The organism is Acetatifactor aquisgranensis (assembly GCF_943193215.1).
GTDB lineage: Bacteria > Bacillota > Clostridia > Lachnospirales > Lachnospiraceae > Acetatifactor > Acetatifactor aquisgranensis.
In genome coordinates, this window is sequence record NZ_CALPDH010000001.1 from 249,237 (window position 1) to 274,423 (window position 25,187).

Genomic DNA, 25,187 nt, shown 5'->3' on the forward strand with positions numbered 1-25,187 from the left:
TGTCTTTAAGCTAATTCTCTTTGACGTTTCCGCCTCTTGGAAATGATGATCGCGATATACACCCCCAGAAATCCCAGGATGATAGCCACCAATACCGCGGACTCCCCGGGGCCGCCCATCTTCACCTCCGCCCATAACCGGTCCACCAGCTTGCTGGTGCTCTCCGGCAGATTGACGAATACCTGGGTGCGGGCCAGGATTTCCTCATCCGGGTAATAGATGGGACTGGCCACCATCTCTTCGTCCATGTAGGCTTTCGCGGCGCTCTCCGGGGTGGAATATCCCACATAGTTCATGTTGGCGCCGGCGATTTCCGGGTCGCATAGGAAATTGATATATTCCTCGGCCTCCGCCTTGTGGCTGGAGGTGATTGGAATGCACATGGCATCCACGAAGAAATTCGTCCCCTCCTCGGGCACCACGAACCGGATATTGTCGCTGTTCTCCACCAGAATCGCTGCGTCTCCGGCATAGTAAGGAGCAATCCAGGCCTCGCTGCTCTCCATTTTGTCGAAGATCCGGTCCATCACGTAGGCTTGCACCAGGGGCTTTTGCTGTTTCAGAAGAGCCGCCGCCTCCGCCCAGTCGTTCTCGTCGGTAGTGTTCACCGACTGGCCCAGCACGAACTGGGCGATGGCAAAAGAGTCCCTGGGATTGTCGAACATCAGAATCTTCCCCGCATAGCGGTCGTCCCACAGGGAAGTCCAGCTGGTAATCTCTTCATCAATATAGTCCGTATTGTAGAACAGCCCCACCAGTCCCCAGGTATAAGGCACGGAGTAGCGGCTGCCCGGATCGTATTCGGGATCCCGGAACTGCTCATCGATATACTGGAAATTGGGGATGTTGGAGAAATCCAGCTCGGCCAGCATATTCTCATTGATGAATTTGGACACCATATAGTCGGAGGGGATGATGACATCATAATCGGCGCCTCCTCCGGCCAGCTTGGAGTACAGGGCCTCGTTGCTGTCAAAGGTAGTGTAGTTGACCCGGATTCCCGTGCGCCGGGTGAACTCCGCGTTTATGTCCAGGGAATCGTCGGTTCCGTTGGCGATATACTCGCCCCAGTTGTAGACATTTATGGTGACGCCCCGGTCAGGGGCAGCCTCCCCTTCCGCCAGATTCTGCGCAAAAACTGTCTGTGCCGGAACAAGCATCAGAGAAAGAGCCAGGCAAAAGGTCCCGAAATATCTTTTTGTCATACGGCGGCCTCCCCCTTTCTGCTCTTATTCTGATCCTTGAAATTGCGGACATTGATAATGATGAGCAACACCATCACCACCGCGAACAGTACCGTGGACAGGGCATTGATTTCCGGGCTGATTCGTTTCCTGGTCATAGAATAAATGTAAATGGGCAGAGTCTGGGTCGTGCCGCTGGTGAAATAACTTATCACAAAATCGTCAATGGACAGCGTGAACGCCATAATCATCCCGGTGACGATTCCCGGCATGATTTCCGGCAAAACCACCTTGAAAAAGGCTTTCACCGGCGGACAGCCCAGATCCTGAGCCGCCTCATAGAGATTGGAATCCATCTGGCGCAGTTTGGGCAGCACCGACAGGATCACATAGGGCAGGCAGAAAGTGATATGGGCGGCGAACAGCGAACCCATCCCCAGGCTCCTCCCGCCGAAGAGCCGGACCGCAGACACGAACAGCAGCATCAGAGACACGCCCGTGACAATCTCAGGATTGACCATGGGAAAATTCGTGATGTTCATCATGATGCGCCTGGGCAGGCGTTTCATGGAATTGATGCCGATGGCCGCCATGGTGCCCAGCACCGTGGACGCAGCCGCCGACACCACCGCGATGAGCAGCGTATTGCGCAGGGCCTCCAGAATCAGCCTGTCCTCGAAAAGCTTCTGGTACCAGCGCAGGGAAAAGCCGCCCCATACCGTGCGGCTGGCCGTTTCCGAATCGTTGAAGGAAAACACGATCAGCACAAAAATCGGGGCATACAAAAACAAAAAAATGAGAAAGGTATAAATACGCGCAGTTACTTTTTTCACAGCAGGATACCTCCTCCCCCGGCCTCCTCGCCGTCGTCGAACTGGTTCATGATGCCCATGCAGATCAGGATGATCACCATCAGCACCAGCGACACCGCAGAACCCAGATTGGGATTGTATGCGCTGCCTAAAAACTGCATGTCGATCAGATCGCCGATGAGCAGATTTCCGCCGCCGCCCAGCATCTTGGAGATGATGAAAGTGCTGACAGCGGGCACGAAGACCATGGTCACCCCGGAGATGACCCCGGGCATGCTCATAGGAATCACCACTTTCAGGAAGACCTTCCTGCTGTTGGCCCCTAAGTCCTGCGCCGCCTCTATTACGCTTGTGTCAATCTTGGTCAGCACCGAGTACAGAGGCAGGATCATATAGGGGATATAATTGTAGACCATGCCCAGCACCACCGCGCCTGCGGTGTTGATCATGTGCACCCGGGGCAGACCGATGGCGGCAAGGGCCGAATTGATTAACCCATTGTCTTCCAAAAGAGTCATCCACGCGTAGGTGCGCAGCAGGAAATTCATCCACATGGGCAGCATCACCAGCATGACCATGACATTCTGTCTCTTGACATTCATCTTCGCGATGATATAGGCCAGGGGGTAGCCCAGGGCCAGAGAAACCGCGGTGGCCACCGCTCCCAGCCAGATGGAGCGCAGGAATACATTGGAATATTGCCCCACGCTCAGCATATTTTCCATGGTAAAATGCCCCGACTTATCCGTAAAGGCGAAATAGCCTACCAGCAGCATGGGCAGCACGATAAAAATCGTCATCCAGACGGTGTAGGGCGCAGAGAGGAGCTTGGAGTTAGACTTCATCGGCACGGCCCTCCCTTTCTGCGCCAGCTTTCCCTGAAGCGCCTGCTTTACGTTCCTCTTCCGTTTCCCGCGGGGCATTTGCTTCATCGGAATCATCTGCCTCCTGCGTGGCAGCTTCATCCGATGCCATGATGTCCTCCCCCATCTCATCGCTGAAAGTGCTGTAGTCCCCGAACTTCCCGGAGTATTCAGACTTATGCATGACATGGATGTCATTAGGGGTGAGGGAAAGGCCGATGCGGTCGCCGGGCTGACGGCATTCCGTGGACTGTATCATCCACTTGAAGCCCGCCACATCCACGATGATTTCATAGTGCACGCCCTTGAAAGTCACGGCTGTGACTTCCCCTGTAATCAAAGTGGATTCCGGCTCCACCACTTTGATATCCTCCGGGCGTATCACCACGTCCACGGCGGCATTCCTGCCAAAACCGCTGTCCAGACAGCGGAAAATATGGCCTGCGAACTTCACGGAATAGTCCTCCAGCATGAGGCCGTCTAATATATTAGACTCTCCGATGAAATCCGCCACAAAAGCATTTTCCGGCTCATTGTAGATATCCGTAGGCGTACCGATCTGCTGTATCACGCCCCCGTCCATCACCACCACCGTATCGGACATGGACAGGGCCTCCTCCTGATCGTGGGTGACGAACACGAAGGTAATGCCGGTCTGCTGCTGGAGTTTCTTAAGCTCTACCTGCATATCCTTGCGCAGCTTCAGATCAAGCGCCCCCAGAGGCTCGTCCAGCAGCAGGACTTTCGGCTCATTGGCCAGAGCCCGGGCGATGGCCACCCGCTGCTGCTGTCCGCCGGAAAGCTGGCTGATGCCCCTGTGGGCGTATCCGGTGAGGTTGACCTTTGCCAGCATCTCGTGCACGGTCTGTTTGATTTCCTTTTCGCCGCGGCCTTTCAGGCGCATGCCGAAAGCGATGTTCTCATACACGTTCAAGTGCGGGAACAGGGCGTATTTCTGGAAGATGGTGTTGACTTCCCGCTTGTGGGGCGGAAGATCTGTGATGTTTTTCTCATAAAAAAAGACATCCCCCTTATCCGGCCTGATGAAACCGGCGATGGTGCGGAGTGCTGTGGTCTTGCCACATCCGGAAGGTCCCAGTAACGTCACGAACTCTCCGTCGTGTATGTCCAGATTGAAACCAGCCAGAACCTGCTCACCATCATAAGAAACGGTAATGTCCTTTAGAGATATAATAGTGTTTTTCAATTGATGCATCTCCTTTGCGGTGGCGCTTTCACGCGCCGTAATAAGTTGCGTGTCTATGTTATTCACACATAACCCGGCACGGTTTTTTCAGTTTGCCTCCCGCAAAGGATGGTATGTTATTTCGCGCTGCGCCGGACAGCTTGAAAAGGACCGTGGCAAAGAAACCGAGCCGCTTTTATGGCCGGCTTACCTCCGGAAGCGCGGCCTTTTTTCAGATGCAAACGCAATGAGTTAACTATAAGGGATAACGGGGCGTTTGTCAATCGTTTCTCCCCGATTTTTCAGATAATTTGTCAGTTCACTGTTTTCCTGCAGTCTTGAGAATCCGGTCCACTGCCGCCTCGGCGTGTACGGGCAGGTTTCCGGGGGTCTGGGATGCCTCGTTTTCCGATACTTCCGCGCCCTCCTGAAAGGCCTGCAGCGCGTATCTGGCCAGCAGCTCCGACACGCGCCCGCGCTCTACGGAATCCTCAGTGCCAAGGACTATGACCACCAAATCATGCTCCAGATTCCCGTCGTCCGCAGTCAGGGACGTGACCAGACAGGCCCCGGCCTTGTTGGTGGTGCCTGTCTTCAGGCCTGTGATATCAGGCAGGTTGTGCAGAAGCGGATTGGTGTTGCGCACTTCAATGCCGATGGACTCCAGAGGGGCTTTCTCCAGGGAAGTGATGTCCGTGACCTGGGGATAGACTTTTAACAGGTAGGATACCAGCCGGAACATGTCCTGAGCGCTCATTCGGTTCTGGCGCTTGGAGGGGACAGGGTCGTCCGTGTAGGAGGGCAGGCCGTTGCTGTTGTAAAAGACCGCCTGGGTAAGTCCCAGTTCCCGGGCTTTCTGATCCATCAGCCGGACAAAGTTCTCCTCAGAACCGGCAATAGTCTCCGCCAGGCACAGCGCGCATTCATTGCTGGAGGGCAGGAGAGCGCCCGCCAGGAGATCCTGCACGGTGATCTGATCGCCGGCTTTCAGAGGAATCACCCCATCGCCGGAATCGGCCAGCGCCTGCACCGCATCCGAGACGGTGACAAGGTCCGCCGGTGCAATCAGCCCGGAAGAGATGGCGTCCATGGTCAGGAGACAGGTCATGAGCTTGGAGGTGCTGGCTATGGGGTAAGCGATATCGGCCTGGTACTGGTAATAGATTTCCCCGGTGGTGGCGTCCCCTGCCAGCACGCTGTTGACACCGTAAAAATATCCTTCCTGCTCCAGAGCGGCGGGAGAGACGCGGAAAGAATCCATAGTATCAATCTGTAAAGAGCCCGGTCCGGGAGCGGTGAGATTTACGTCCAGGATCATGGCCAGGTCCGCCGCCATCATGAAACAGTCATAATAGCCGGAGGACAGCCTCGCTATCATGGTGTAATAGGATACCTTCTGTCCGCCCGCCTTGAATTCGTTTCGCCGAAGAGAAGTATCCGGGACATCGTCTTCTCCCCAGAGGATGTTCTCGGTTCCCACAGGTATGTAGACGTTTCCGGGATTCAGGGAGACGGCATCTGCCGTGATTTCCAGAGAGAAAGATTTATCCGTGCCGTTCAGGGCCATGGCTATGTCGCGCAGGGAGAAATAGGTGTTGCGCTCATAATCCTGATCCAAGGTCTTCACGCTGCATGTGGTTCCCGTATCCGTCTGTACCTGACAGACTCCGGGAACCTGGGAGACCGCATCCGCACTGATCGGCAGGACGGCGCAGAGCAGGGCTGCGGACAATATCAGGGAACATAGTTTCTGGCAAATTGTTTTCATGGAATCTCCTTTCCGCGTGTGTCCTATAAAGAAACGGGGATTTTGCTTTGTTCATGATAATGGGGCCTGAGAAGCATGGATTTTATTGCTGCTCCTGCTCCAGGGTGTATATTATTGGGTAGCGCTCCGGGGAAAGGCTGACGGAGGCAGATTCGGCTTCTTCGGACAGTATCAGGCTGGAATCTTTTCGGATGTAGCATTCCGATTTTGAGGCGGTTCCTCCGGCGTCAAAGCGTCTGGTCAGGACGCCTTTCTCCGTTTCATAGGCGCCGGTGCCATCATATCTGGCCTGCAGCTCTTCCAAGGAGGGCAGCAGGGCCGGGGCGCAGGCCATCAGGTAATCCACAGTGGACATCCCGAACGATTCTGTCACAAGCGCTTCTACGGCATCTTCATCCGTGCTGCCGGTATAGCCTGCCATCCTAAGCCTTTCGGACACAGATTCCCGGAACGCCGCGGCAAAGGCCTTATAGGCGGCCTGCCGGCAGGATTCATAGCTTTCCGGCAGGACAGTGCATTGGAAAGTTCCCTGATGGAGGCCTGTCTGCTCAAAGGTCAGGCTGACCTGAACAGTCAAATCCTGCATATAGGACTCCGTCTCCTCCAGGGAGACGGGTACGGCCTCTATGTCCTGCAGCCAGCTAAAAGCCGTGGCGGCTGCCTGTTCCGTCATGTCCAGCCTGGCCGTCCACCTCCCTGTGAGATTATCTGACGCGAAAAAGTGCAGATAGACCAAAATAGCGACGGAAACGCTCAATACCAGGAACAACAGTATCAGTGCGGTATTTTTGAAGCTCTTTTTCATCGAAATCCCCCCTGCCCAATATCTTTCTTTATTTAAGGTAGCGTATTTGGGGCGAATTGTCAATGTGGACGCCCCAAATAGCCTGTTTTCCTTTTCGGGAGAACAAAATAGTAAAACTGCCCATCGGCATTGAGGATTTTGAGGAGCTTCCCTGCATCCGCTCCAGGCTGTCACAGCCCGCAATGAAATAAATCTCATTATCACTCCGGCAGGCTGGTGCTGACACAGAGTCCGCCCCAGCCAACCCTGCCGTTGGGATATTCGGTCTCTCCCCGCAGCGCCCTTGCGCCGCGCCTTAAATACGCTTTCACTTTCTCACCGTATAAGAACACATCATTTCCCCGCACGATTCCCCACTCCATAAGCAGAGCGCAGCTTCCGGACACGATGGGCGTGGCGAAAGATGTCCCTGTCATCGGAGTGTATCCTCCATAGATGTCCGGGGCGATGATACCCACCCCCGGCGCGGCCAGGTCAGGCTTAGCGAGCCCCGCCGCAACGACTCCGATGGTCCGGTTCGCGTCTGCGTAGCCCCGCCCGGAGAAATCCGCGTAAGCCTCATAGGTGCTGTCGTAGGCCCCTATGGAAATCACCTTTGCCGCAGTGGCGGGTATGGTCAGGGTCACTTCCGGGGTAGAGCGGTAGAAGCCGGTGCCGGCGGACCGCACCACCGCAGAGGGCAGATAAAAATAATAACGCCCGGTCACTACCTGCAGAGGCTCCAGGCGGATAGTCCAGATGCCGCTGTTGATATAATTCCGTCCTACCGGCAGCATTTCAAAGTAGATTTCCTCCGCCACCGCATAGGGGGCGGGTTCGCCGAAATAGACCAGAACCTCTGTCTGCTCCAGGCGCAGGGTGTACTTCCCGCCGCTGATCATGCCCGGCAGCTGGGTCTCCTGTCCGCCGGGGGAGCGCAGGAAGATGCGGTAGGTGTCGCAATAATTTTTCCACAGCTGGACATTCAGGGTGCGCTCATAGTCCGCCACGGCCAGCTCCACGGAAACGGGCCTCGCAATCAGGCCGGTGCGGCTGGGAACGCCGTCCCTGCTGCCCGGCATGGTATTCTGCTGTAAAAGGCTTCCGGCCAGGTGCCCTCCGCTGTTCCCTTCGTTTCCGCTGCCCACGCAGATGACGGTACGTCCGATTTCGGCGGCATTGTCCAGGAAACGTTCTATCAGGGAGCTTCCGTCGTGAGCGCCGTAAGTGTTGCCGAAGCTTAAATTGATGACCAGGGGCATCCGCAGTTCGAGGGCTTTATTGATTACATAGGTCACCGCCCGCATGATTTCCGTGGTCCTGGGGAAAGAGGAGACATCCGGCACGCCCAGCTTGACGACAAGAAGCTCTGCCTCCGGGGCCACGCCCTGGTATGCAGGGCTGTTCCCTGCGGCGATACCGGCCACTGCCGTTCCGTGGCCGCTGGTATCCGTGCTGGGCAGCAGCTCGAACTGTTCCTGCATTGAGGGAGCGGTCAGGGCCTGATTGATTTGTTCGGAACTGAATTCCACGCCCAGGCGGTATCCTGCAGGGGGGCGGCGCAGGGGGGCGGCAGTGTCTTCGCCGCCGGAGTCTGGCTGCCCTATTCCGTTTTTGGCTGCCCTGTTCCGGCGCTCCGCGTTGTCCCCTGCCGCTTTTCCCGCCGGCGCATCCGGCAGCAGCGTCTGATCCCAGAGGAAGCGGATTCTGGTGCTGCCGTCAGGGTGACGGAATTCCGGCAATTTGTAATCGATTCCGCTGTCCAGAACCGCTACCAGCACACCGGCCCCCGAAAGGTTCGGATTCCGCAGCGTCACCTGAGGGATGCAGGAGTTGTCGGCAGGCATTTCTGCCTCATAGAAATAGCGCTTCGGCTTTTCCACATATTCTATCTCTTCCAGTTCCACCATATAATCCACCAGCTGCTCCGGCACGGTCAATATCGCATATCCCGCAATCAGATATTCCACCTCTATGCCCAGGGCTTTCAGTGTGTCCAGGCTGCCGTGGTATTTCACAATCAGCTCCCAGGTGCGGGTTCCGGCATTGAAGCCCACATTCAGCTCCTCTGTCCGTACTCTGGTCTCCTCCGGTGTCTGCAGGGCCAGCTGCAGCATATCCTCCAGTTTCTGGTTCATACCCATTCCCTTTCGTCAGCCCCTAAGATTTCTTTCCGCAGTTTATGCGGCGGGACGCATGTTTCAGAACGTGTTTTAAGGACTGTCTGCTTTTTGCTGTTGCGAAAGCCCGGGTAATCACTTATAATAATAGGAATAGAATCCTGCCTTGGATTCTATTATTCATGCACAGGCACTCCTGTGTGATTGAGAAAGCAGGGAAGTGAATCCGGAACGGCAAGGGAGGAAAATTTATGACCATATTGGTAATCGATGCCCAGGGCGGCGGAATCGGCGCAAGGCTTGTGGCCGCCGTCAGGCAGAATATGCCGGAGGCCCGTGTGATTGCGGTGGGCACCAACAGTTCCGCCACCACGGCCATGCTGAAAGCGGGGGCCGACGAGGCGGCAACGGGGGAGAATTCTGTCAAGGTCTGCTGCCGGAAAGCGGATGTGATTGTGGGACCGGTGGGAATCGTGATTGCGGATTCCCTGCTGGGGGAGATAACGGCGGAAATGGCGGCGGCGGTGGCGCGGAGCAGCGCCAAACGGATTTTGATTCCGTTCAATCATTGTGACAATGTCATTGTGGGGGTGGCTAATTTTAATACCGGGGCGCTGATCCAGGGGGCCGTGGAGGAGATCAAGAAGTTATAGGGGAATTGGCGGAGAAAAAATTGCAACGACATCTTGAATAAATCCCCACAATATAGTATAGTAAGAAAAGTCCTCAGACCATAAGCCGCCGGCAGGAAGCTGGCATGGACGCTGAAGCGTCTGAAATATCCGAACCGGTGTCTGCAGGTACTGTTATCTAATTATTTGATTATCCGACCGCATTACCAGAAGGTATGCCTTTCTTCAGAAGGAGAAGTGTATGCCTTTTTTGTTTTGCGGTAAAATCTGCTGAAAGGAAAGACGGAAATGGAAAAACGTCTGCATACGGACTATAAAAAGAAAATATCAATAATAGCTTTCCTGGGCATAGCAGCAGCGCTGCTGTCTTTCTTGTGTCTGTTCGCGGGCTCCTCCCATATGTCCCCGGGAGAGTGTCTGGCCGCCCTGCTCCAAAAAAGCACAGCAGCGAACAACCGAATCATCTGGAACATCCGCATCCCGCGGGTGCTGGCGGCCCTGATTGCCGGTGCCGGCTTGTCCGTATCCGGCCTGATTATGCAGACGAACCTGAACAACCCCATGGCGTCTCCCTCGACACTGGGTGTCTCCAACGCCGCGGTCTTCGGAGCGAACCTGTCCATCATTGCCTTTTCCGGCGGCTTCCTGTCCACCGGGAACAACCTGACGAACTATGGAGCCGGTGCGAATCCCTACTCCGCTTCGCTGATGGCTTTCGCTTTTTCCGTGCTGTCCATCCTCCTTATCCTCGCGCTGTGCAGGATGAGGGACTTCTCACCTAATGTGGTGGTCCTGGCCGGAATCGCGGTGGGCTCCGTCTGGACGGCGGCGACTACGGTGCTGCAGTTCTACGCCACGGATGTGGGGCTTTCCGCCGCCGTCATCTGGAATTTCGGGGATTTGGGCAGGGCGACATACAGAACCAGCTTTATCATGCTGGCGGCGGTGGTCTGCGGGCTGTTCTTTTTCTCGCTGATGTCCTGGAAATACAATGCCCTTTTAGGCGGGGACGCCGCTGCCAGGAGCATGGGCGTCAGCGTAGGGCCTCTGCGGTTCTTTTCCATGCTGTTCGCCTCCGTCATCACGGCGGTGTGCGTGTCTTTCCTGGGAATCATCGGCTTCGTGGGAATCATCTGCCCCCATGTGACGAAAAAACTCCTGGGGCAGGACCATCGCTTCGGAATTCCGGCTTCAGCGCTAGGCGGGAGCCTGCTGCTTCTGGCTGCGGATACCCTGTCCCGGAGCATGGGGAATGGCTCAGCCCTGCCGGTGGGGGCCATCACCTCGCTGCTGGGGGCGCCCTTTTTCCTAGCCATCATTTTTTCGGGAAAGGAGAACAGACGATGCTGAAGATAGAAAATATGTGCTTCCGTTACGGAAAGCGCGCCGCGCCTGTCCTCCGGGGCGTATCCTTGGAGCTGAAAGCCGGAGAAATCGGAATTGTCCTGGGAAAGAACGGCTCCGGGAAGACCACGCTTTTTAAAAATATCCTGGGAATCGTCTCTCCGGACAGTGGAACGCTGGAATTCAACGGGAAGGATCTGGCCGGAATGTCCCCGAAAGAGCGGGCCCGCAGCATTGCCTATGTGCCCCAGGATATCCGGTTCGGGGCCTTGAGCGTCATGAATTCCGTCCTGCTGGGCCGGATTTCCTATTTCGGACTGAGGGCAGGGCCGGAGGATTACGCGGCGGCGGAGAGGGTTCTGCGGGATATGGGGCTGGAGGACTTTGCCCACAGGAACGTGGAGGAGCTTTCCGGCGGAGAGCGGCAGAAGATTGCCATAGCCCGGGCGCTGGCGCAGGAGCCGGAGCTGATGATTTTCGACGAGCCCACGGGCAATCTGGACATCGCCAATGAGCATTTGATTTTAAAGGAGGCGAAGCGGCTGGCCAGGGAGAAGAATATCGGTATACTGAGTTCCCTTCATGACCTGAACCAGGCCATGGATTTCGGCGACAGGTTCTTCTTTATGAAAGAGGGAGTCGTCAAATACTCTGTCACGGCAGAGGGGATGACGGAAGAGGTCATCAATGATATTTTTGACACATGTGTCAGAATTATCACAGTGGAGGGCAGGAGAATTGTCCTGAACGAAGCGCTTGTGTAATTGCGCCGCCGCGCACAAAAGTCCGTGCGCCTGGCCAATGCCCATTAACGGAGCATAAAAGGGGCGGAGAAAGCTTAGTCTGACTTACAGAAAAGGAGTGAATATGAAATCTAAAACAATAGCGGCAATGGTTCTTGCAATGAGTATGGTTTTCACATTAGTTGCCTGCGGCAATCAGCAGGCTGCATCAAGTTTGGAAAGTTCAGGGAAATCCGGAGAGCCTGCCGGAGTGACCATCACCGACATGATCGGCCGGGAAGTCACCGTGCTGCCCGGAAGCTATGAAAGGGTGGTCTGCATCGGCGCAGGAGCCCTTAGGATGTACAGCTATATCGGCGACACCGGGCTGCTTAGCGGCGTGGAGGACATAGACAACATGAACCTGGAGGAGCGCCCGAAGATGTTCGACTCCGTGGCGAGGCCTTACACAATCGCTTATGGTGATGTCTTCTCCAAACTTGACTCCTGCGGTGTCGGCGGCCCCAATGCCCAGACCGCGGAGGCGGAGAAGATTCTGGCCTGCAGCCCCGACATCGTTATCTCCGAGTACGAGGATGTGGAGAAAGAGGATGCCCTGCAGGAGCAGCTGGGCGTCCCGGTCATCACGCTTAAGAGCGGCCCTGACGGTGTCTTTGACGATGCTTTCGCACAGTCCATGGCATTGCTGGGAGAGATATTCGGGAAAGAAGAAAGGGCGGAGCAGCTGGCCGCGTTCATCGACGCGCAGCGGGCTGACATCACAGAAAGGACTGCCGGCATCAGGGAGGAGGACAGGCCCAATGTGTACATCTGCGGCCTTGGCAACTGGGGCACCACCAACCACCTGATGACGGCGCAGGATTACATTTCCTTTGACATTGCAAATGTGAGGAACGTGGTCACGGATCTGGAGGCTCCCGGCATCCAGCCCATTGAGGAGGAGAAGTTCGTGGCCCTCGGCGGGGATATGGACATCATGATTATAGACGCGGCGGCTGTCAAGAATATCGCGCCGCTTTTTCAGGCGGATGATACCATGTTCGATGCCTGCAAGGCATGGCAGGAGGGGGAGGTGTATCTGCAGATGGCCTACAATGCGTACTATACCAATTACGAAACCGCGCTTATAAATGCATGGTACATTGGAAAGGCAGTGTATCCGGAGGCGTTTGCAGATATCGATATGGCCGCGAAGACCGACGAGGTCACGGAGATGTTCCTGGGGCGTGGGCTTGCGGAGGAAATCTTCGCCTGTCCCTCCAGCTTCGGGGGATATACAAAGATAGATACGGCTTCTTTTTTCCAGTGAAAATTTGTTCCGGCAGTAAGAAGTCGGGGTTTATGTGAAAAATATTCGGATATTCGGCTCAGGCATATGGCAGAGAGCGTCCTCGGCTGAAATTCATGCCAGGGCAACCGGATATGACGTATACTGCTTAGTGGTATAAAATGGCATGTGTAAGGGAAAGGATGACCGCATGCCCGGTTTCAGGAAAAATGGGAGGATACAGGATGATAGAGAAAGCGGATGTGATAGAGTTTTTTGACCGCAACGCGCCCGGATGGGACGCGGAACTGGTGCGGGACGATGCTGTGATAGAGAGGATCCTGGACAATGGCGGAATCGTACCCGGATGCCATGTGCTGGACGTGGCCTGCGGCACGGGAGTCCTTTTTCCGGATTATATAAAGAGAAAAGTGGGGAGCGTCACTGCTGTGGACATCTCGCCGGGGATGGCGGAGATTGCCGGAAAGAAGAGCCGGGACACACAGATACAGGTCATCTGCGGGGACGTGGAAGCGCTTACATTCCACAGGCTCTTCGACTGCTGCATGGTGTACAATGCCTTTCCCCATTTCCCGGACCCGGAGCGCCTGATTCAGGTGCTGGCCGGGCATTTAAGGCCGGAGGGCAGGCTTTCCATTGCCCACGGAATGAGCAGGGACAAAATCAATGAGCGCCATGGCGGCGCGGCCCGCAGGGTCTCTGAGGGATTGATGGAGGCCCGGGAGCTGGCGGAGCTGTTCGCACCGTATTTCAAGGTGGACACTGTGATTTCCGACGAGCGGATGTATCAGGTCAGCGGCGTGAAACTGCGAGAGGGGTGACTGTGGGTCACATCCGGGGCTGTCTGGCGTAGGCCCCGGGGGCGCAGCCGCAGCAGGATTTGAAATAGCGGGTGAAATGGGCCTGGCTGCCAAAGCCGCACAGCTGTGCCACCTCTTTGACCTGCAGGGCTTCGTTGCTCAGCAGATTTTTGGCTTTCTCCAGCCTGGCGTGGAGGAGGTCATTTTTTGGTGTGGAGGAGAAGAAGCTGCGGTAGTACATGTAGAACTGGCTTTTCTCCAGGTTCACCCGTCTGCAAAGGCGCTCTAGGTCCCAGTCCTTTTCGCATTCCGTGAGCATTTCCAGGCGCAGGCTCTGGAACAGGGGATAGAGCAGCCCGGCCTCCTCTTTCTGTGCCGTCTCCTGGGTCAGGCGACGGCTGATGGAGAGGAACAGCAGTGTCATCAGGGCGTGGACGGCCTCCTCTCTGTGAGGGAGGCCGGAGAAATATTCCTGCTGCAGGCGGGAAATCAGGGAATCGATCTGCATGGCGTTTTCCGGGTAAAACACCGTATTTTCCGGCATGGGAAAGCAGCGGGCGGGATTCTCATCGGAAGAAAAGTGAAGATAGCTGTTGCGGAACTTCTGGACGGCCTGATAGTGCTGGGGCATGCCCGGGGTGTAAAGGATGCAGGCATTTTCCTTTGTGATTACTATTCTGTCTTCTGTATAGACTTTCATGGGAGATTTGAACTGGAGGAAGAGGTAATCCCCGCTTCCCGCCGGGCGGAAAATCGTGTCGTAGTCGTGATTGGACCGGTTATATTCACAGAAATTCAACTGATGCATGGCATGCTGCTCCTCGTTCGTCCGGGAAAGCCCTGATGCCGCCCGGACTGAATTTTTTCCTGAAAGTAAGCATACCATATGACCGGAAGAAAAGTCAAATAAAACGGAAAGAATGAGATAGCATCCGCAGGAAAACCGGTTTATGATAAGGGTATAAAAGGACAGCGCCGCGGGTACAGCGCGAAGCGGTGCGGAAATGAGGCAAAAATGAAAAAGGCAGAGATTATTGTAGACAAATATTATCTCACAGGGGCAGTGGACAAAAGGATTTTCGGCTCTTTCATCGAGCATCTGGGACGCGCCGTATACGAGGGCATTTACCAGGAGAACAGCCCCTTTGCGGATGAGCAGGGAATGCGGAAAGATGTGCTGGAACTGGTGCGGGAGCTCCGGGTTCCCATCGTGCGCTATCCCGGCGGGAACTTTGTGTCCGGCTATCACTGGGAGGACGGCGTAGGCCCCAAGGCGGAGCGCCCGGCCAAGGTGGATCTGGCCTGGCATGTGATCGAGTCCAACCAGTTCGGCCTGAACGAGTTCGCCGACTGGGCGAAAAAGGCCGGGACAGAAGTCATGATGGCCGTGAACCTGGGAACCAGAGGGCCCGAGGAGGCCAAGGACCTGCTGGAGTACTGCAATTTCAAAAAGGGCAGCTACTACAGCGACCTGAGAAGAAAGCACGGCTATGAGGAGCCCCACGACATCAAGCTCTGGTGCATGGGAAATGAGATGGACGGCCCCTGGCAGATGGGCCATAAGACAGCGAAAGAGTACGGGCGTGCCGCGGCGGAGACCAGCAGGCTGATGAAATTCATGGATCCGGAAATCGAGACGGTGGCCTGCGGCAGTTCCGCTCTCACCATGGATACTTTCGGCTACTGGGAGGACGAGGTCTTAAGCGAATGCTATGAGCAGGTGGACTATCTGTCCCTCCATCAGTATTATGGGAACCGTGACAATGATACGCCGGAATTTCTGGCAAATTCCAAGGGCATGGACGAGTTCATCAGCTCCGTCCTGTCCATTGCTGACAGCGTTAAGGCAAAGAAGCGCAGCAGGAAGCAGATCAACCTTTCCTTTGACGAGTGGAATGTGTGGTACCACAGCAACGAGGCGGACACCCGGCTGGAGAAGTGGGTGCAGGCCCCTCATCAGCTGGAGGACGTGTACAATTTCGAGGACGCGCTGCTGGTGGGGAGCATGCTGATTACCATGCTGCGCCACGCGGACAGGGTGAAGGTGGCCTGCCTGGCCCAGCTGGTGAATGTAATCGCGCCCATCATGACCTCCGACACGAAAGCCTGGAGACAGACGATTTTCTATCCTTATTTCCATGCCAGCGTATACGGCAGAGGGACTGTGCTGAATACCCTGGTGAAAGCGCCTTTCTACGAGAGCAGAAACTATGGGGAGGTTTCTTTCCTGGACAGTGTCTGTGTCTGGAATGAGGAGAATGAGGAGCTGACTATCTTTGCCGTGAACAAAAATCTGGAGGAGGACATGGAGATAAGCTGCGACCTGAGGCAGTTTGCGGACTACAAGATAGCGGAGCATATCATCCTGACCAAGGAGGACATGAAAGCCGTCAATACGGAGAGCAATCCTGACTGCGTGGCTCCTGTCATGGGAAATGCCTCCCGCATGGAGGACGGAAAGTTCACCACGGTATTTGGGAAGCACAGCTGGAATGTGGTAAGGCTGAAGAAATAAAAATCTGAGAAAGGGCGGCCGGTTCATAAAACGGCAGCCCTTTCCTGTTTCCTCATTTCCTGTCCCCGCGCTCTTATCCCTGTGCCACGGCGCTTCTGTCAATTTCATAGTTCAGGAGATTCAAATCGATCCGTACCCTGGTGCCGTCGCTGAACACGGTTTCCTGCCTGGAACCGTCCGGAGCGAGCAGACGATGGGATACCATCTCGCAGGCGGCAATCTGTTCGTGGAGTCCGGCCACCACCCGGCAGCGCTCATAGTTCTCCTGGGCGGTGAAAGTGCATTCCGGCTGAAAAGAGCCGTCGATGCCGGGATAAGCGCCGTCTCTGATCAGGTAGGGCGCGCCGCCGTTGAGCAGGGCGTAGAGCATATAGTCGGTTTTTTCATTCATCTTTTCCATCATCCACGGAATGATGACGCAATCGTGGTAGACCAGGTTGAATAGAGGGACGGGAATCCCTTTCTGGGGCGTGCCGGGCTGATACATCTGGAACCGGTAGGGCGCGTAATGACAGAATACCAGGCTCTTCATGCTCCAGTCGGAAACCTCCTCGGAGCTGGGGAGTATCCCCTGGGAGAGCAGGTACTCGAAGCACTGTCCTCTGAAATCCAGGCAGTCCTTACGGGTCATATAGTGCATGGGATTGGCGCACTCATCGGGCTCGTTGCAGGTGAAGACATCCAGGTAAGCACAGTCCAGACCGATGCCGTGCTCCGCCAGCTGGCGGAAGTTGCGCTTCACATAATGAGGGGCCTGGGTGGCGCAGAGGTAGGTCTGATGCCCGCCGGCCCATGCGGAATGCTCCGGGATGGTGCCATCTGCCTGAAGACAGCCGAAAGAGGCGTCGAAAGTCTCGCCGTTGAAATAGTAATCCCTGTACTGGTCATGGATGCCGAAAAGGTACCCGCAGGAATGGATGGTGTCAGCCAGCTCTTTCATTCCCTCCCAGCCGCCGGCCTCCTCACAGGGCGGCAGATAATCGGGGTGCTGATTGTCGTATCCGGGGTCTCCCCAGCCGTCCAGATGGAGATACAGCTTTTCAAAGCCCTGCTCGCGGAGGGCCTTTATTTCCTCTGTCCGTGTCCGGAAAGGAACTACCCGGTTGTATTTGTCGGGATGCTCCGGGTCATACATGGAAGATTCTTCGCACACATGATTCTTGATTCCCTGATGGATAAAAAGACTTCCAATCAGCTGATTCACTTTGGGGGCTTTTGCGGCTTTTTCCCGCAGGCTGCAGAACAGTCCCTTTTCCTTTACAAAGCTGCGGTATACCTTGCAGAGTTTGTTGTAATCGCAATTGCTCAGCATGCAATAGCGCATTACCCGGCGGTAGCGGATTTTCCCCAGACTGGCCGCCCAGCGGACGTTTACTTTTGTGTAAGGGCCGCCGGCAGGATGCTCTGCATAGAACATGCTGTCCCAGGGCTGCTCGCAGATGGCGATATAACCGTTCCCGGCTTTCACCTGCCCGAACCAGGGCATGTAGCTGGCGGCGGAGCACAGGAAGCCGTCAAAGGGCAGCTTGCCCAGCTCTGTCTCCCAGGTGTTGGGAATCAGAAGCCCCTGGTGCTGATTCAGCAGTGTGTACCAGTCGTCTCTCTTTTCCCGGAAATCCATAGGCCCCGGCCATGTGACGGACTGGATGGATACGCCCTCTTCGCACAGGGGAATCCACTCAAAGAATACATCCCCTGTGGCCCCCTCGATCCAGACATAAGTACAGAAAGCCAGGGCCGACTCCTTTCCATCCGGAGCAAATCCGCTATAATGGGAGAGAATTCCTTTTCCCAGCCCTGTTTCCCGCACTTTATGGGAGACGGAAGAAGCGTCTGCAAAAGGGATTTCTTTCTGCATGACAGAGAATACAGGGATATAGTCGGACTCCCAGTTCCAGGCAGTTCCATTCCGGGTCATGGAGACATGCAGACTGGCTTCATCAAAGTGCAGATCAGTCCCGGCAAGTGTGATATGTATCATGATGATACCCTCCTGATTCTATTATCTAAATCCCACTATAGCATCCAATAGACATAAATGCAATGAATGGATTAGAAAAGCATGGATTTTGTAATAAATTTGTATTGCAAAATTGCTTTCTTGCCGGCCTGATGCTATAATGGCAGAAGAAAAACGGATGCCCGCAGGGAAGATGCTGCTGTAGGACACCGATGCCAATCAGGAGGTTAATACATGCCAAAGAGAACCGATATCCAAAAAGTGCTTATCATAGGATCCGGCCCCATCATCATCGGCCAGGCCTGTGAGTTCGACTATTCCGGCACCCAGGCCTGCAAGGCGCTGAAGAAGCTGGGGTACGAAATCGTACTGGTGAATTCCAACCCCGCCACCATCATGACGGATCCGGAGATGGCGGACGTCACCTATATCGAACCGCTGAACAAGGAGAGGCTGGAGCAGATTATCGCCAAGGAGCGTCCGGACGCGCTGCTGCCCAATCTGGGAGGGCAGTCGGGCCTGAACCTCTGCGCGGAGCTGGCAAATGCCGGCATCCTGGAGAAATATCAGGTGAAGGTCATCGGCGTACAGGTGGATGCCATCGAGCGGGGCGAGGACCGCATCGAATTCAAGAATGCCATGAACGCTTTAGGGATAGAGATGGCCAGAAGCGAAGTGGCCTACACGGTGGAGGAGGCATTGTCCATCGCGGACAGGCTTGGTTATCCGGTAGTCCTGCGCCCTGCCTACACCATGGGCGGCGCAGGCGGCGGGCTGGTATATAATAAGGATGAGCTGCGCACGGTCTGCACCAGGGGACTGCAGGCTTCTCTGGTGGGCCAGGTTCTGGTGGAGGAGTCCATCCTGGGCTGGGAGGAACTGGAGCTGGAAGTGGTCCGGGACGCGGAGGGCAATATGATAACGGTCTGCTTCATCGAGAATATCGATCCCATGGGCGTGCATACGGGAGATTCTTTCTGCGCGGCCCCCATGCTCACCATTTCTGAAGAACTGCAGAAGCGCCTCCAGCGACAGGCATACGCCATCGTAGAGTCCGTGCAGGTCATCGGCGGCACCAATGTGCAGTTCGCCCACGATCCCTTAAGCGACCGCATCATCGTCATAGAGATCAATCCCCGGACCTCCCGTTCTTCCGCCCTGGCTTCCAAGGCCACAGGATTCCCCATCGCTTTGGTCAGCGCCATGCTGGCGGCGGGGCTGACCCTGAAGGACATTCCCTGCGGAAAATACGGTACATTGGATAAATACGTACCAGACGGCGATTATGTGGTAATCAAGTTCGCCCGCTGGGCCTTTGAGAAATTCAAAGGGGTGGAGGACAAGCTGGGCACCCAGATGCGCGCCGTGGGCGAGGTCATGAGCATCGGAAAGAACTATAAGGAAGCTTTCCAGAAAGCGATCCGCTCCCTGGAGACCGGCAGGTATGGCCTGGGGCAGGTCCGTAATCTGGAGGAGAAATCCAGGGAACAGCTTATGCGGATGCTGGCCACCCCGTCCAGCGAGCGGCATTTTGCCATGTACGAGGCTCTGAAGAAAGGCGCCTCCGTGGATGAATTGCATGAAATCACGCACGTAAAGAAATGGTTCATCGAGCAGATGGCAGAACTGGCGGAAGAGGAGCTTGCCTTGTTGGAATGTAAGGGAGTGATTCCCTCTGACGAGAGACTGATTCAGGCCAAGAAAGACGGATTTTCAGATAAGTATCTGAGCCTGCTGCTGGATGTGCCGGAGCAGGATATCAGAGAGCGCCGCGTCGGCCTCGGAGTGGAGGAGGCCTGGGAGGGTGTCCATGTAAGCGGCACGCCGGACAGCGCGTACTATTATTCCACCTACAACGCCCCTGACAAGAATCCTGTCCGCACGGACAAGCCCAGGGTCATGATCTTAGGAGGAGGCCCCAACCGCATCGGCCAGGGCATCGAGTTCGACTATTGCTGCGTCCACGCCTCGCTGGCCTTAAAGAAGCTGGGCTTTGAGACCATCATGGTGAACTGCAACCCCGAGACCGTATCCACGGATTATGATACCTCGGACAAGCTGTATTTCGAGCCTCTGACGCTGGAGGATGTGCTGAGCATTTACAAAAAAGAGCAGCCGGTGGGCGTCATCGCCCAGTTCGGCGGACAGACCCCTCTGAACCTGGCGGCGGATCTGGAGAAAAACGGCGTGCGCATCCTGGGCACGGCCCCCTCTGTCATCGATATGGCGGAGGACAGGGATCTGTTCCGGGCCATGATGGATAAGCTGGAAATCCCCATGCCGGAGTCAGGCATGGCCACTACGGTGGAGGAGGCGCTGGAAATTGCCCACCGCATCGGTTATCCTGTGATGGTGCGTCCCTCCTATGTGCTGGGCGGAAGAGGCATGGAGGTGGTGCACCATGACGGCAGCCTGACAGATTATATGCGGGCTGCCGTGGGGGTGACGCCTGACAGGCCCATCCTGATAGACCGCTTTTTGAACCATGCCACAGAGTGCGAGGCGGATGCCATCAGCGACGGGCACCATGCCTTTGTGCCTGCGGTCATGGAACATATCGAGCTGGCGGGAATCCATTCCGGGGACTCTGCCTGCGTCATCCCCTCCAGGCATATTTCCGCGGAGAACGTGGCCACCATCAAGGAGTACACCAGAAAGATTGCCGAGGAGATGCATGTGCAGGGCCTGATGAACATGCAGTACGCCATCGAGAACGGAAAGGTTTATGTGCTGGAGGCCAATCCCAGAGCCTCCCGGACAGTGCCGCTGGTATCCAAGGTGTGCAATATCCGCATGGTCCCTCTGGCCACGGAAATCATCACGGCGGATATCACGGGAAGCCCCTCCCCGGTGCCGGAGTTAAAGGAACAGGATATCCCGTATTTCGGCGTGAAAGAGGCAGTGTTCCCTTTCAATATGTTCCCGGAGGTGGATCCCGTCCTGGGGCCGGAGATGCGCTCCACCGGCGAAGTGCTGGGACTTTCCGTTTCTGTGGGCGAGGCTTTCTTCAAAGCCCAGGAGGCCACCCAGACCAGGCTGCCTTTAAGCGGTAACGTTCTGATCAGCGTGAACCGCCAGGACAAGGCGGAGGTAGTGGAAGTGGGCCGGGCTTTTGCCGAGGCAGGATTCAGGATTCTGGCCACGGGCAGCACCTGTTCGCTCCTGCAGGAGGCGGGCATTGAGGCCAGGCTGGTGAAGAAGCTCTATGAGGGCAGGCCGAACCTGCTGGATCTGATTACCAATGGGGAAGTGGATTTGATCGTGAACTCTCCTGTGGGAGACGAGAGCGAGTATGATGACAGCTATCTGCGGAAAGCCGCCATCAAGGCAAAGATTCCCTATATGACCACCATTGCGGCGGCCAGGGCTACGGTGGAGGGCATCCTCTATATGCAGAAAGCAGGAAACGGAGAGGTGCATTCCCTGCAGGCGCTTCATGGACAGATTCGGGAGAGATAATTGACTGTCAGACCATTCTGGTTAGATGAATCGGACGGCGAACAATTCTCATATGTGGCAAGTTTAGGACGAAGCTGTTTCTGGTTCATTGAACGAAAAAATATAGGCCAGCCACTTGAAACAAGAGTGTGGCATCAAAGCAATCTGGTCATAGGCACCTTATAACTGAATAAAGGCTTTACACTTTGGGCATAGATTGCTATAATAGTTGTAGATACAAGTCAACAACGTTTCCGGAAAGCAGGTGATTATATGACTGAAAAAGAGATTATCCAAAAGAATATTGAGGAATTTTCCAGATTGCAGACATATATGTTAGCAACTGAAAAGGACTCAAACGGATACAAGCTTATGAAAGACCGCTATATAGAATTAAAGGTCATCTTAAATTCTTTTGGCATAAATCTTTCAGAAATCGACAAAATCAAAGAATAACATTCTGGACAATTGAATAGCAGCCACCAAACAAGGTGTAAAGTCTTTATTGGATTATCAAAGGCTTTGCACCTTTTTGATTACCTTTTGGCGAAAGGAAATGGGACAGACCCCGCAAAGCCAACAAAATCAACGCTTTCCGGGCAACAAAAAATGGAAGCAAGGGGGCTCGAACCCCTATGAAAACTGCCGATAAACCAAGTGTTTCTGCGGTTTTCATAATTCCATGACAAAATTCATGACAAAATCTTTCCCGCGATGTATTCCGCGGCCTGCTTCTGCATCCGCTCCTTCTCCTCGTCAAGCGCATGCCGGTACACGCTCTTCAGGACGTTGTCGGACTGCCAGCCCCCAGACTGCATGATATAGCTGTCAGGGATGCCTATGGCATGGGCGGTAGAGGCATAGTAGTGCCGGAGCGCATGGAGCTTGAACCTTGGTATCCCAAGCGCGTCCTGGGCCCGGTGAAGAAACTTCAGGATGTTCCCAGGGTATCCTTTGTATATGTAGCCCCGCTCGCGGATGAGCTCGGCCAGTTCGTCTGGAAGGTATATCTCCCGTGCGCTGTCCGTGGTCTTGGTTCCTTTTTCCGTGAAGCCGTGCTCGCTGTTTTCTACCAGCGCCTTGTTTATGCGCAGGGTGTTGCCCTGCAGGTCATCGGCCTTCAAGGCGCATATCTCAGACCGTCTCAGCCCAAGGGCGGCCAGCAGTATGGCTATCTCATATTCTGTGCCTTTTGCGCGCTCCACCACTTTCTTCACTTCATCATTTGTCGGGACGTAGGTCTCTGACTTTACCTTCTGCGGCAGGGATGTCCGCAGGCTGATTTCCGGACGGTACATGGAAAGAACCGCGGATATGAAGCAATGGGCGTTCCGCACAGTCTTGGGAGACCTTCCGGCAGAATAGTCGTTGACCTCCTTCTGTACGTCCAGAATCGATATGTCGCTGACCAGCAGCTTTCGGAACCAATCTGAAAGCGCCTTGGAAATCCTTTCGTATCCGGCAATCGTTGATGGGGACAGGACGTTGCGCTTCACTTCGATATAGCCCGTAGCGGCCTCCTGGAAGGTGACGTGCTTCTGGCTCCGGCCATCGGCCTTCACCCTGTCCAGTTCATCTGCCATGAGCTTCAGGGCCTCTTTCTGGGTGGGCTTGTAGTCGGTGATGACGGTGTAGGTCTGGCCCTTGTACATCTTCCGGATGCGGTAGGAGCCGGACGGCAGCTTCTCGATCTTCATGGTATCATCCTCCTTAAAAAAGCGTATAAAAATAACAGCCCGCGAAAAATCGCTTGCAAGCTGCTCCCGGAGATGGTACAATATTTTTGCAAATGTGGTATCCCTCCGGGGTATATCTAAAGCCGTTCGGTGCGCCAACACCGGGCGGTTTTTCAAATTTTGCAACTGTTTTTCATTGTTTCAACATTGATTGCCAACGGTATGGAAAGTCCAGGTGTTTTAAAGATATATCGTTCTTATTTTTCTTTATTAGTTTTGTTAGTGGCTTTATAAACTCGTCATTCCATTTCTCTTTATCCGGATACATAAGCTTGAGCATATAGAGTTGGGCAAATATCCGACGCGTGGGAATATACTTTTCTTTAGCAGGCATCTTAGGAGTGGCGGGGAATATCCAGTAATACAGTCTGGAATAGTGTGCACACCTATTGCGCAAGTCCGTAAGGCAACGCAGCCAACTTTCCAATGTTTGGTAATTGACCCCATAAGTGGTTTCGGCTATTTTTGCTTTGTCATTATTCTTCATTCCACGATAGAAATAGGAAAGCATCCCAATGGAAAAGAAATCAATGATGGCCCAGATAGGAATATGTCCATCGTATTTTTCCTTATGATGCTTTATGACAAGCGTATTTGCATTTTCCGCAATGCACATATTGACATGACTCATGTAAGAAGAATGTTTATGCTTCTTGTTAAATGAGGAGGAATCCATATATCCCTCAGCGCCATAGGCGTGCGCATGGAAATAAGCAAGTTGTGTCCGGACATGTATTTCAATCTTTTCTATCGCGAAAGAAATCAGGTTTCTTAACTCGGCATCGAACATGTATATATTTTGAATGCGCTCAAATTCAATTGCAATAAAGCACTTTTCTTCTTCTTTTCGTATGAAAGGAAGATAATAACCTGATAGACGATAGTAATTTGTCTTTGACAGAAAATCCATGCACGAGGCCTTGTCGGTAATGATTATGTTCTTCTTTTTTAGCAGTTCGGCCTGTTCCTCGAAGGTTGTAGGTTTCTTTAACTCCATTTTTTCTCCCGCAAAATAAAAAGTGCTCCCATTGGACACATCGTTGAGAGGTGTGGGAGCTTCTGTTACTTTTAGTATACCCCAAAACTCTCAAAAGTCAACCGTTTTTTGAAAAAATGTGGATAAAACAGTGGATAACTTGTGTATATCCAGTGTAGAAACACAAGATATGGTAATTGTCAATAGTAATCCCTCACTTTCCCTTGACTTTATTAAAACGCCGAAGCGGTTTAATCGGCAATCAGGTTTTTATGTTACGGGGGTTGCGACGTCGCAACGAATTCAAGATATTATTTAAAACATATTCCGCAGGTAGAATATCCTTTTGCTCGTAAATCATCTATCGATTCGCTGGAAGTACCATAATTTTGAGGGGCTATCTTTGGGACGGAGGAACAGCTGGGGTGGTGAATCTTCATGCTGCTAGTATTTAATACATAAGTGTCAGTCGTCTGTTGCTGTTCTGTATTGTCATAAGTATCGAAGTTGCTGTTCCCGCCGCCTGAATCTGTTCCTCCCATAGATTGCGATATGGCTTCACTGTCAGACTGTGTTTGAGATTCCATAGTGGACTGGGCCGTTGGCATTTCTGTAGGAACAGGAGTGGGGACTGGCGTGGATTGTGGAGTAGGTGTTTCTGTGGGCTGCAGGGTGGGGGTTGCCGTTGGGACAGGAGTAGGCACCATGGTAGGAGCTGGTGTAGGGCTTGGCGTGGGCGATGGTGCCAAGTCAGCAGCCGGAGTCGGTGATGGCTCCGCAGGTGTGTTTTCTGCAAGTGCGTAGCTGCTGGCAGGAACTTCAGCACTGCTGGAGCTGCTTTCTTTGGACGAGGCATCATCTTCCAATGTAAAACCAAAGCCGATGAGGCTGATGGCTAATGCAAGGGCGGAAACGCCAGCCAGCTTGAAACGTTTTTTGGATGGGCGTCTCCGGATGATGTTTACCAATCCCATTGTTATGAATATTGGGACGCAAATTAGGCATGCCAAAAAAGACAGTAAAAAAACAGTGTTCATA

The 25,187-nt window shown here is 54.3% G+C and carries 21 protein-coding genes; 9 read left to right on the forward strand and 12 right to left on the reverse strand.

Annotated elements, in window-relative coordinates; translation table 11 throughout:
- Window positions 1-5: 5 nt before the first annotated feature.
- The 6 genes from NFS35_RS01155 to NFS35_RS01180 form a co-directional block, all read right to left on the reverse strand.
- The gene (locus NFS35_RS01155) at window positions 6-1,205 is read right to left on the reverse strand and encodes an ABC transporter substrate-binding protein (protein ID WP_251205312.1); all 1,200 of its coding nucleotides are present in this window, start codon (window positions 1,203-1,205) and stop codon (window positions 6-8) included.
- The gene (locus NFS35_RS01160) at window positions 1,202-2,017 is read right to left on the reverse strand and encodes an ABC transporter permease (protein WP_251205313.1); all 816 of its coding nucleotides are present in this window, start codon (window positions 2,015-2,017) and stop codon (window positions 1,202-1,204) included. The genes NFS35_RS01155 and NFS35_RS01160 overlap by 4 nt, the downstream gene beginning before the upstream one ends.
- Window positions 2,014-2,841, reverse strand: coding sequence for an ABC transporter permease (locus tag NFS35_RS01165; protein WP_251205314.1), 828 nt, complete (start codon window positions 2,839-2,841; stop codon window positions 2,014-2,016). The genes NFS35_RS01160 and NFS35_RS01165 overlap by 4 nt, the downstream gene beginning before the upstream one ends.
- Window positions 2,831-4,066: an ABC transporter ATP-binding protein gene (locus NFS35_RS01170; protein WP_251205315.1), complete on the reverse strand. Its 1,236-nt coding sequence runs from the start codon at window positions 4,064-4,066 to the stop codon at window positions 2,831-2,833. The genes NFS35_RS01165 and NFS35_RS01170 overlap by 11 nt, the downstream gene beginning before the upstream one ends.
- Before the next feature lie 298 nt (window positions 4,067-4,364).
- Complete coding sequence (locus tag NFS35_RS01175; protein WP_251205316.1) at window positions 4,365-5,813, reverse strand: D-alanyl-D-alanine carboxypeptidase family protein; 1,449 nt, start codon at window positions 5,811-5,813, stop codon at window positions 4,365-4,367.
- Window positions 5,814-5,895: 82 nt separating this feature from the next.
- Window positions 5,896-6,618 (reverse strand): hypothetical protein, encoded by a 723-nt coding sequence (locus NFS35_RS01180; RefSeq protein WP_251205317.1) that lies wholly within the window; start codon window positions 6,616-6,618, stop codon window positions 5,896-5,898.
- Between the two features lie 62 nt (window positions 6,619-6,680).
- Between NFS35_RS01180 and NFS35_RS28930 the strand changes: the two genes are divergently transcribed.
- Window positions 6,681-6,809, forward strand: coding sequence for a hypothetical protein (locus NFS35_RS28930; RefSeq protein WP_275564653.1), 129 nt, complete (start codon window positions 6,681-6,683; stop codon window positions 6,807-6,809).
- Between the two features lie 9 nt (window positions 6,810-6,818).
- Here NFS35_RS28930 and NFS35_RS01185 read toward each other — a convergent pair whose 3' ends face one another.
- Entirely contained in the window at window positions 6,819-8,735 is a 1,917-nt protein-coding gene (locus NFS35_RS01185) for a S8 family peptidase (protein ID WP_251205318.1), read from the reverse strand.
- Between the two features lie 233 nt (window positions 8,736-8,968).
- Here NFS35_RS01185 and NFS35_RS01190 point away from each other — a divergent pair, with 233 nt between their 5' ends.
- The 5 genes from NFS35_RS01190 (at window position 8,969) to NFS35_RS01210 (ending at window position 13,545) form a co-directional block, all read left to right on the forward strand.
- Window positions 8,969-9,370: a DUF3842 family protein gene (locus NFS35_RS01190; protein WP_251205319.1), complete on the forward strand. Its 402-nt coding sequence runs from the start codon at window positions 8,969-8,971 to the stop codon at window positions 9,368-9,370.
- A gap of 267 nt (window positions 9,371-9,637) precedes the next feature.
- On the forward strand, window positions 9,638-10,699 hold the full coding sequence (locus tag NFS35_RS01195; RefSeq protein WP_251205320.1) for a FecCD family ABC transporter permease: 1,062 nt from the start codon (window positions 9,638-9,640) through the stop codon (window positions 10,697-10,699).
- Window positions 10,693-11,457 (forward strand): ABC transporter ATP-binding protein, encoded by a 765-nt coding sequence (locus NFS35_RS01200; RefSeq protein ID WP_251205321.1) that lies wholly within the window; start codon window positions 10,693-10,695, stop codon window positions 11,455-11,457. Before NFS35_RS01195 ends, NFS35_RS01200 begins: the two co-directional genes overlap by 7 nt.
- Window positions 11,458-11,560: 103 nt before the next feature.
- Window positions 11,561-12,745 carry an ABC transporter substrate-binding protein gene (locus tag NFS35_RS01205; RefSeq protein ID WP_251205322.1) on the forward strand — a complete coding sequence of 395 codons (1,185 nt, stop codon included), beginning with the start codon at window positions 11,561-11,563 and terminating at the stop codon, window positions 12,743-12,745.
- A 203-nt stretch (window positions 12,746-12,948) separates the two neighbouring features.
- The gene (locus tag NFS35_RS01210; protein WP_251205323.1) at window positions 12,949-13,545 is read left to right on the forward strand and encodes a class I SAM-dependent methyltransferase; all 597 of its coding nucleotides are present in this window, start codon (window positions 12,949-12,951) and stop codon (window positions 13,543-13,545) included.
- Window positions 13,546-13,552: 7 nt separating this feature from the next.
- On the opposite strand, the gene NFS35_RS01215 is transcribed toward NFS35_RS01210, so the two are convergent.
- Window positions 13,553-14,332: a helix-turn-helix domain-containing protein gene (locus NFS35_RS01215; protein ID WP_251205324.1), complete on the reverse strand. Its 780-nt coding sequence runs from the start codon at window positions 14,330-14,332 to the stop codon at window positions 13,553-13,555.
- A gap of 207 nt (window positions 14,333-14,539) precedes the next feature.
- Here NFS35_RS01215 and arfA point away from each other — a divergent pair, with 207 nt between their 5' ends.
- On the forward strand, window positions 14,540-16,039 hold the full coding sequence (gene arfA, locus NFS35_RS01220) for an arabinosylfuranosidase ArfA (protein ID WP_251205325.1): 1,500 nt from the start codon (window positions 14,540-14,542) through the stop codon (window positions 16,037-16,039).
- A gap of 73 nt (window positions 16,040-16,112) precedes the next feature.
- Here arfA and NFS35_RS01225 read toward each other — a convergent pair whose 3' ends face one another.
- The gene (locus NFS35_RS01225; protein WP_251205326.1) at window positions 16,113-18,020 is read right to left on the reverse strand and encodes a DUF5696 domain-containing protein; all 1,908 of its coding nucleotides are present in this window, start codon (window positions 18,018-18,020) and stop codon (window positions 16,113-16,115) included.
- A gap of 213 nt (window positions 18,021-18,233) precedes the next feature.
- Here NFS35_RS01225 and carB point away from each other — a divergent pair, with 213 nt between their 5' ends.
- The gene (carB, locus tag NFS35_RS01230) at window positions 18,234-21,458 is read left to right on the forward strand and encodes a carbamoyl-phosphate synthase large subunit (RefSeq protein ID WP_251205327.1); all 3,225 of its coding nucleotides are present in this window, start codon (window positions 18,234-18,236) and stop codon (window positions 21,456-21,458) included.
- A gap of 252 nt (window positions 21,459-21,710) precedes the next feature.
- Window positions 21,711-21,893 (forward strand): hypothetical protein, encoded by a 183-nt coding sequence (locus NFS35_RS01235; RefSeq protein WP_251205328.1) that lies wholly within the window; start codon window positions 21,711-21,713, stop codon window positions 21,891-21,893.
- Between the two features lie 236 nt (window positions 21,894-22,129).
- Here the strand turns inward: NFS35_RS01235 and NFS35_RS01240 are convergent, their stop codons facing one another.
- From NFS35_RS01240 to NFS35_RS28935, 3 genes are all read right to left on the reverse strand, one after another.
- Window positions 22,130-23,134 carry a site-specific integrase gene (locus tag NFS35_RS01240; protein WP_251205329.1) on the reverse strand — a complete coding sequence of 335 codons (1,005 nt, stop codon included), beginning with the start codon at window positions 23,132-23,134 and terminating at the stop codon, window positions 22,130-22,132.
- 172 nt (window positions 23,135-23,306) lie between these two features.
- A complete protein-coding gene (locus NFS35_RS01245; RefSeq protein WP_251205330.1) occupies window positions 23,307-24,170 on the reverse strand; it encodes an Abi family protein in 864 nt (287 codons plus the stop codon).
- 290 nt (window positions 24,171-24,460) lie between these two features.
- Window positions 24,461-25,186, reverse strand: coding sequence for a hypothetical protein (locus NFS35_RS28935; protein WP_275564654.1), 726 nt, complete (start codon window positions 25,184-25,186; stop codon window positions 24,461-24,463).
- Window position 25,187 lies beyond the last annotated feature (1 nt).

Bases quoted from the DNA above. Each gene is read 5' to 3' on its own strand.
- NFS35_RS01155 (WP_251205312.1), bottom strand. From the start codon at position 1,205: ATGACAAAAAGATATTTCGGGACCTTTTGCCTGGCTCTTTCTCTGATG.
- NFS35_RS01165 (WP_251205314.1), bottom strand. From the start codon at position 2,841: ATGAAGTCTAACTCCAAGCTCCTCTCTGCGCCCTACACCGTCTGGATG.
- NFS35_RS01175 (WP_251205316.1), bottom strand. From the start codon at position 5,813: ATGAAAACAATTTGCCAGAAACTATGTTCCCTGATATTGTCCGCAGCC.
- NFS35_RS01180 (WP_251205317.1), bottom strand. From the start codon at position 6,618: ATGAAAAAGAGCTTCAAAAATACCGCACTGATACTGTTGTTCCTGGTA.
- NFS35_RS28930 (WP_275564653.1), top strand. From the start codon at position 6,681: ATGTGGACGCCCCAAATAGCCTGTTTTCCTTTTCGGGAGAACAAAATA.
- NFS35_RS01185 (WP_251205318.1), bottom strand. From the start codon at position 8,735: ATGAACCAGAAACTGGAGGATATGCTGCAGCTGGCCCTGCAGACACCG.
- NFS35_RS01190 (WP_251205319.1), top strand. From the start codon at position 8,969: ATGACCATATTGGTAATCGATGCCCAGGGCGGCGGAATCGGCGCAAGG.
- NFS35_RS01195 (WP_251205320.1), top strand. From the start codon at position 9,638: ATGGAAAAACGTCTGCATACGGACTATAAAAAGAAAATATCAATAATA.
- NFS35_RS01200 (WP_251205321.1), top strand. From the start codon at position 10,693: ATGCTGAAGATAGAAAATATGTGCTTCCGTTACGGAAAGCGCGCCGCG.
- NFS35_RS01205 (WP_251205322.1), top strand. From the start codon at position 11,561: ATGAAATCTAAAACAATAGCGGCAATGGTTCTTGCAATGAGTATGGTT.
- NFS35_RS01210 (WP_251205323.1), top strand. From the start codon at position 12,949: ATGATAGAGAAAGCGGATGTGATAGAGTTTTTTGACCGCAACGCGCCC.
- NFS35_RS01215 (WP_251205324.1), bottom strand. From the start codon at position 14,332: ATGCATCAGTTGAATTTCTGTGAATATAACCGGTCCAATCACGACTAC.
- arfA (WP_251205325.1), top strand. From the start codon at position 14,540: ATGAAAAAGGCAGAGATTATTGTAGACAAATATTATCTCACAGGGGCA.
- NFS35_RS01225 (WP_251205326.1), bottom strand. From the start codon at position 18,020: ATGATACATATCACACTTGCCGGGACTGATCTGCACTTTGATGAAGCC.
- carB (WP_251205327.1), top strand. From the start codon at position 18,234: ATGCCAAAGAGAACCGATATCCAAAAAGTGCTTATCATAGGATCCGGC.
- NFS35_RS01235 (WP_251205328.1), top strand. From the start codon at position 21,711: ATGACTGAAAAAGAGATTATCCAAAAGAATATTGAGGAATTTTCCAGA.
- NFS35_RS01240 (WP_251205329.1), bottom strand. From the start codon at position 23,134: ATGAAGATCGAGAAGCTGCCGTCCGGCTCCTACCGCATCCGGAAGATG.
- NFS35_RS01245 (WP_251205330.1), bottom strand. From the start codon at position 24,170: ATGGAGTTAAAGAAACCTACAACCTTCGAGGAACAGGCCGAACTGCTA.
- NFS35_RS28935 (WP_275564654.1), bottom strand. From the start codon at position 25,186: ATGAACACTGTTTTTTTACTGTCTTTTTTGGCATGCCTAATTTGCGTC.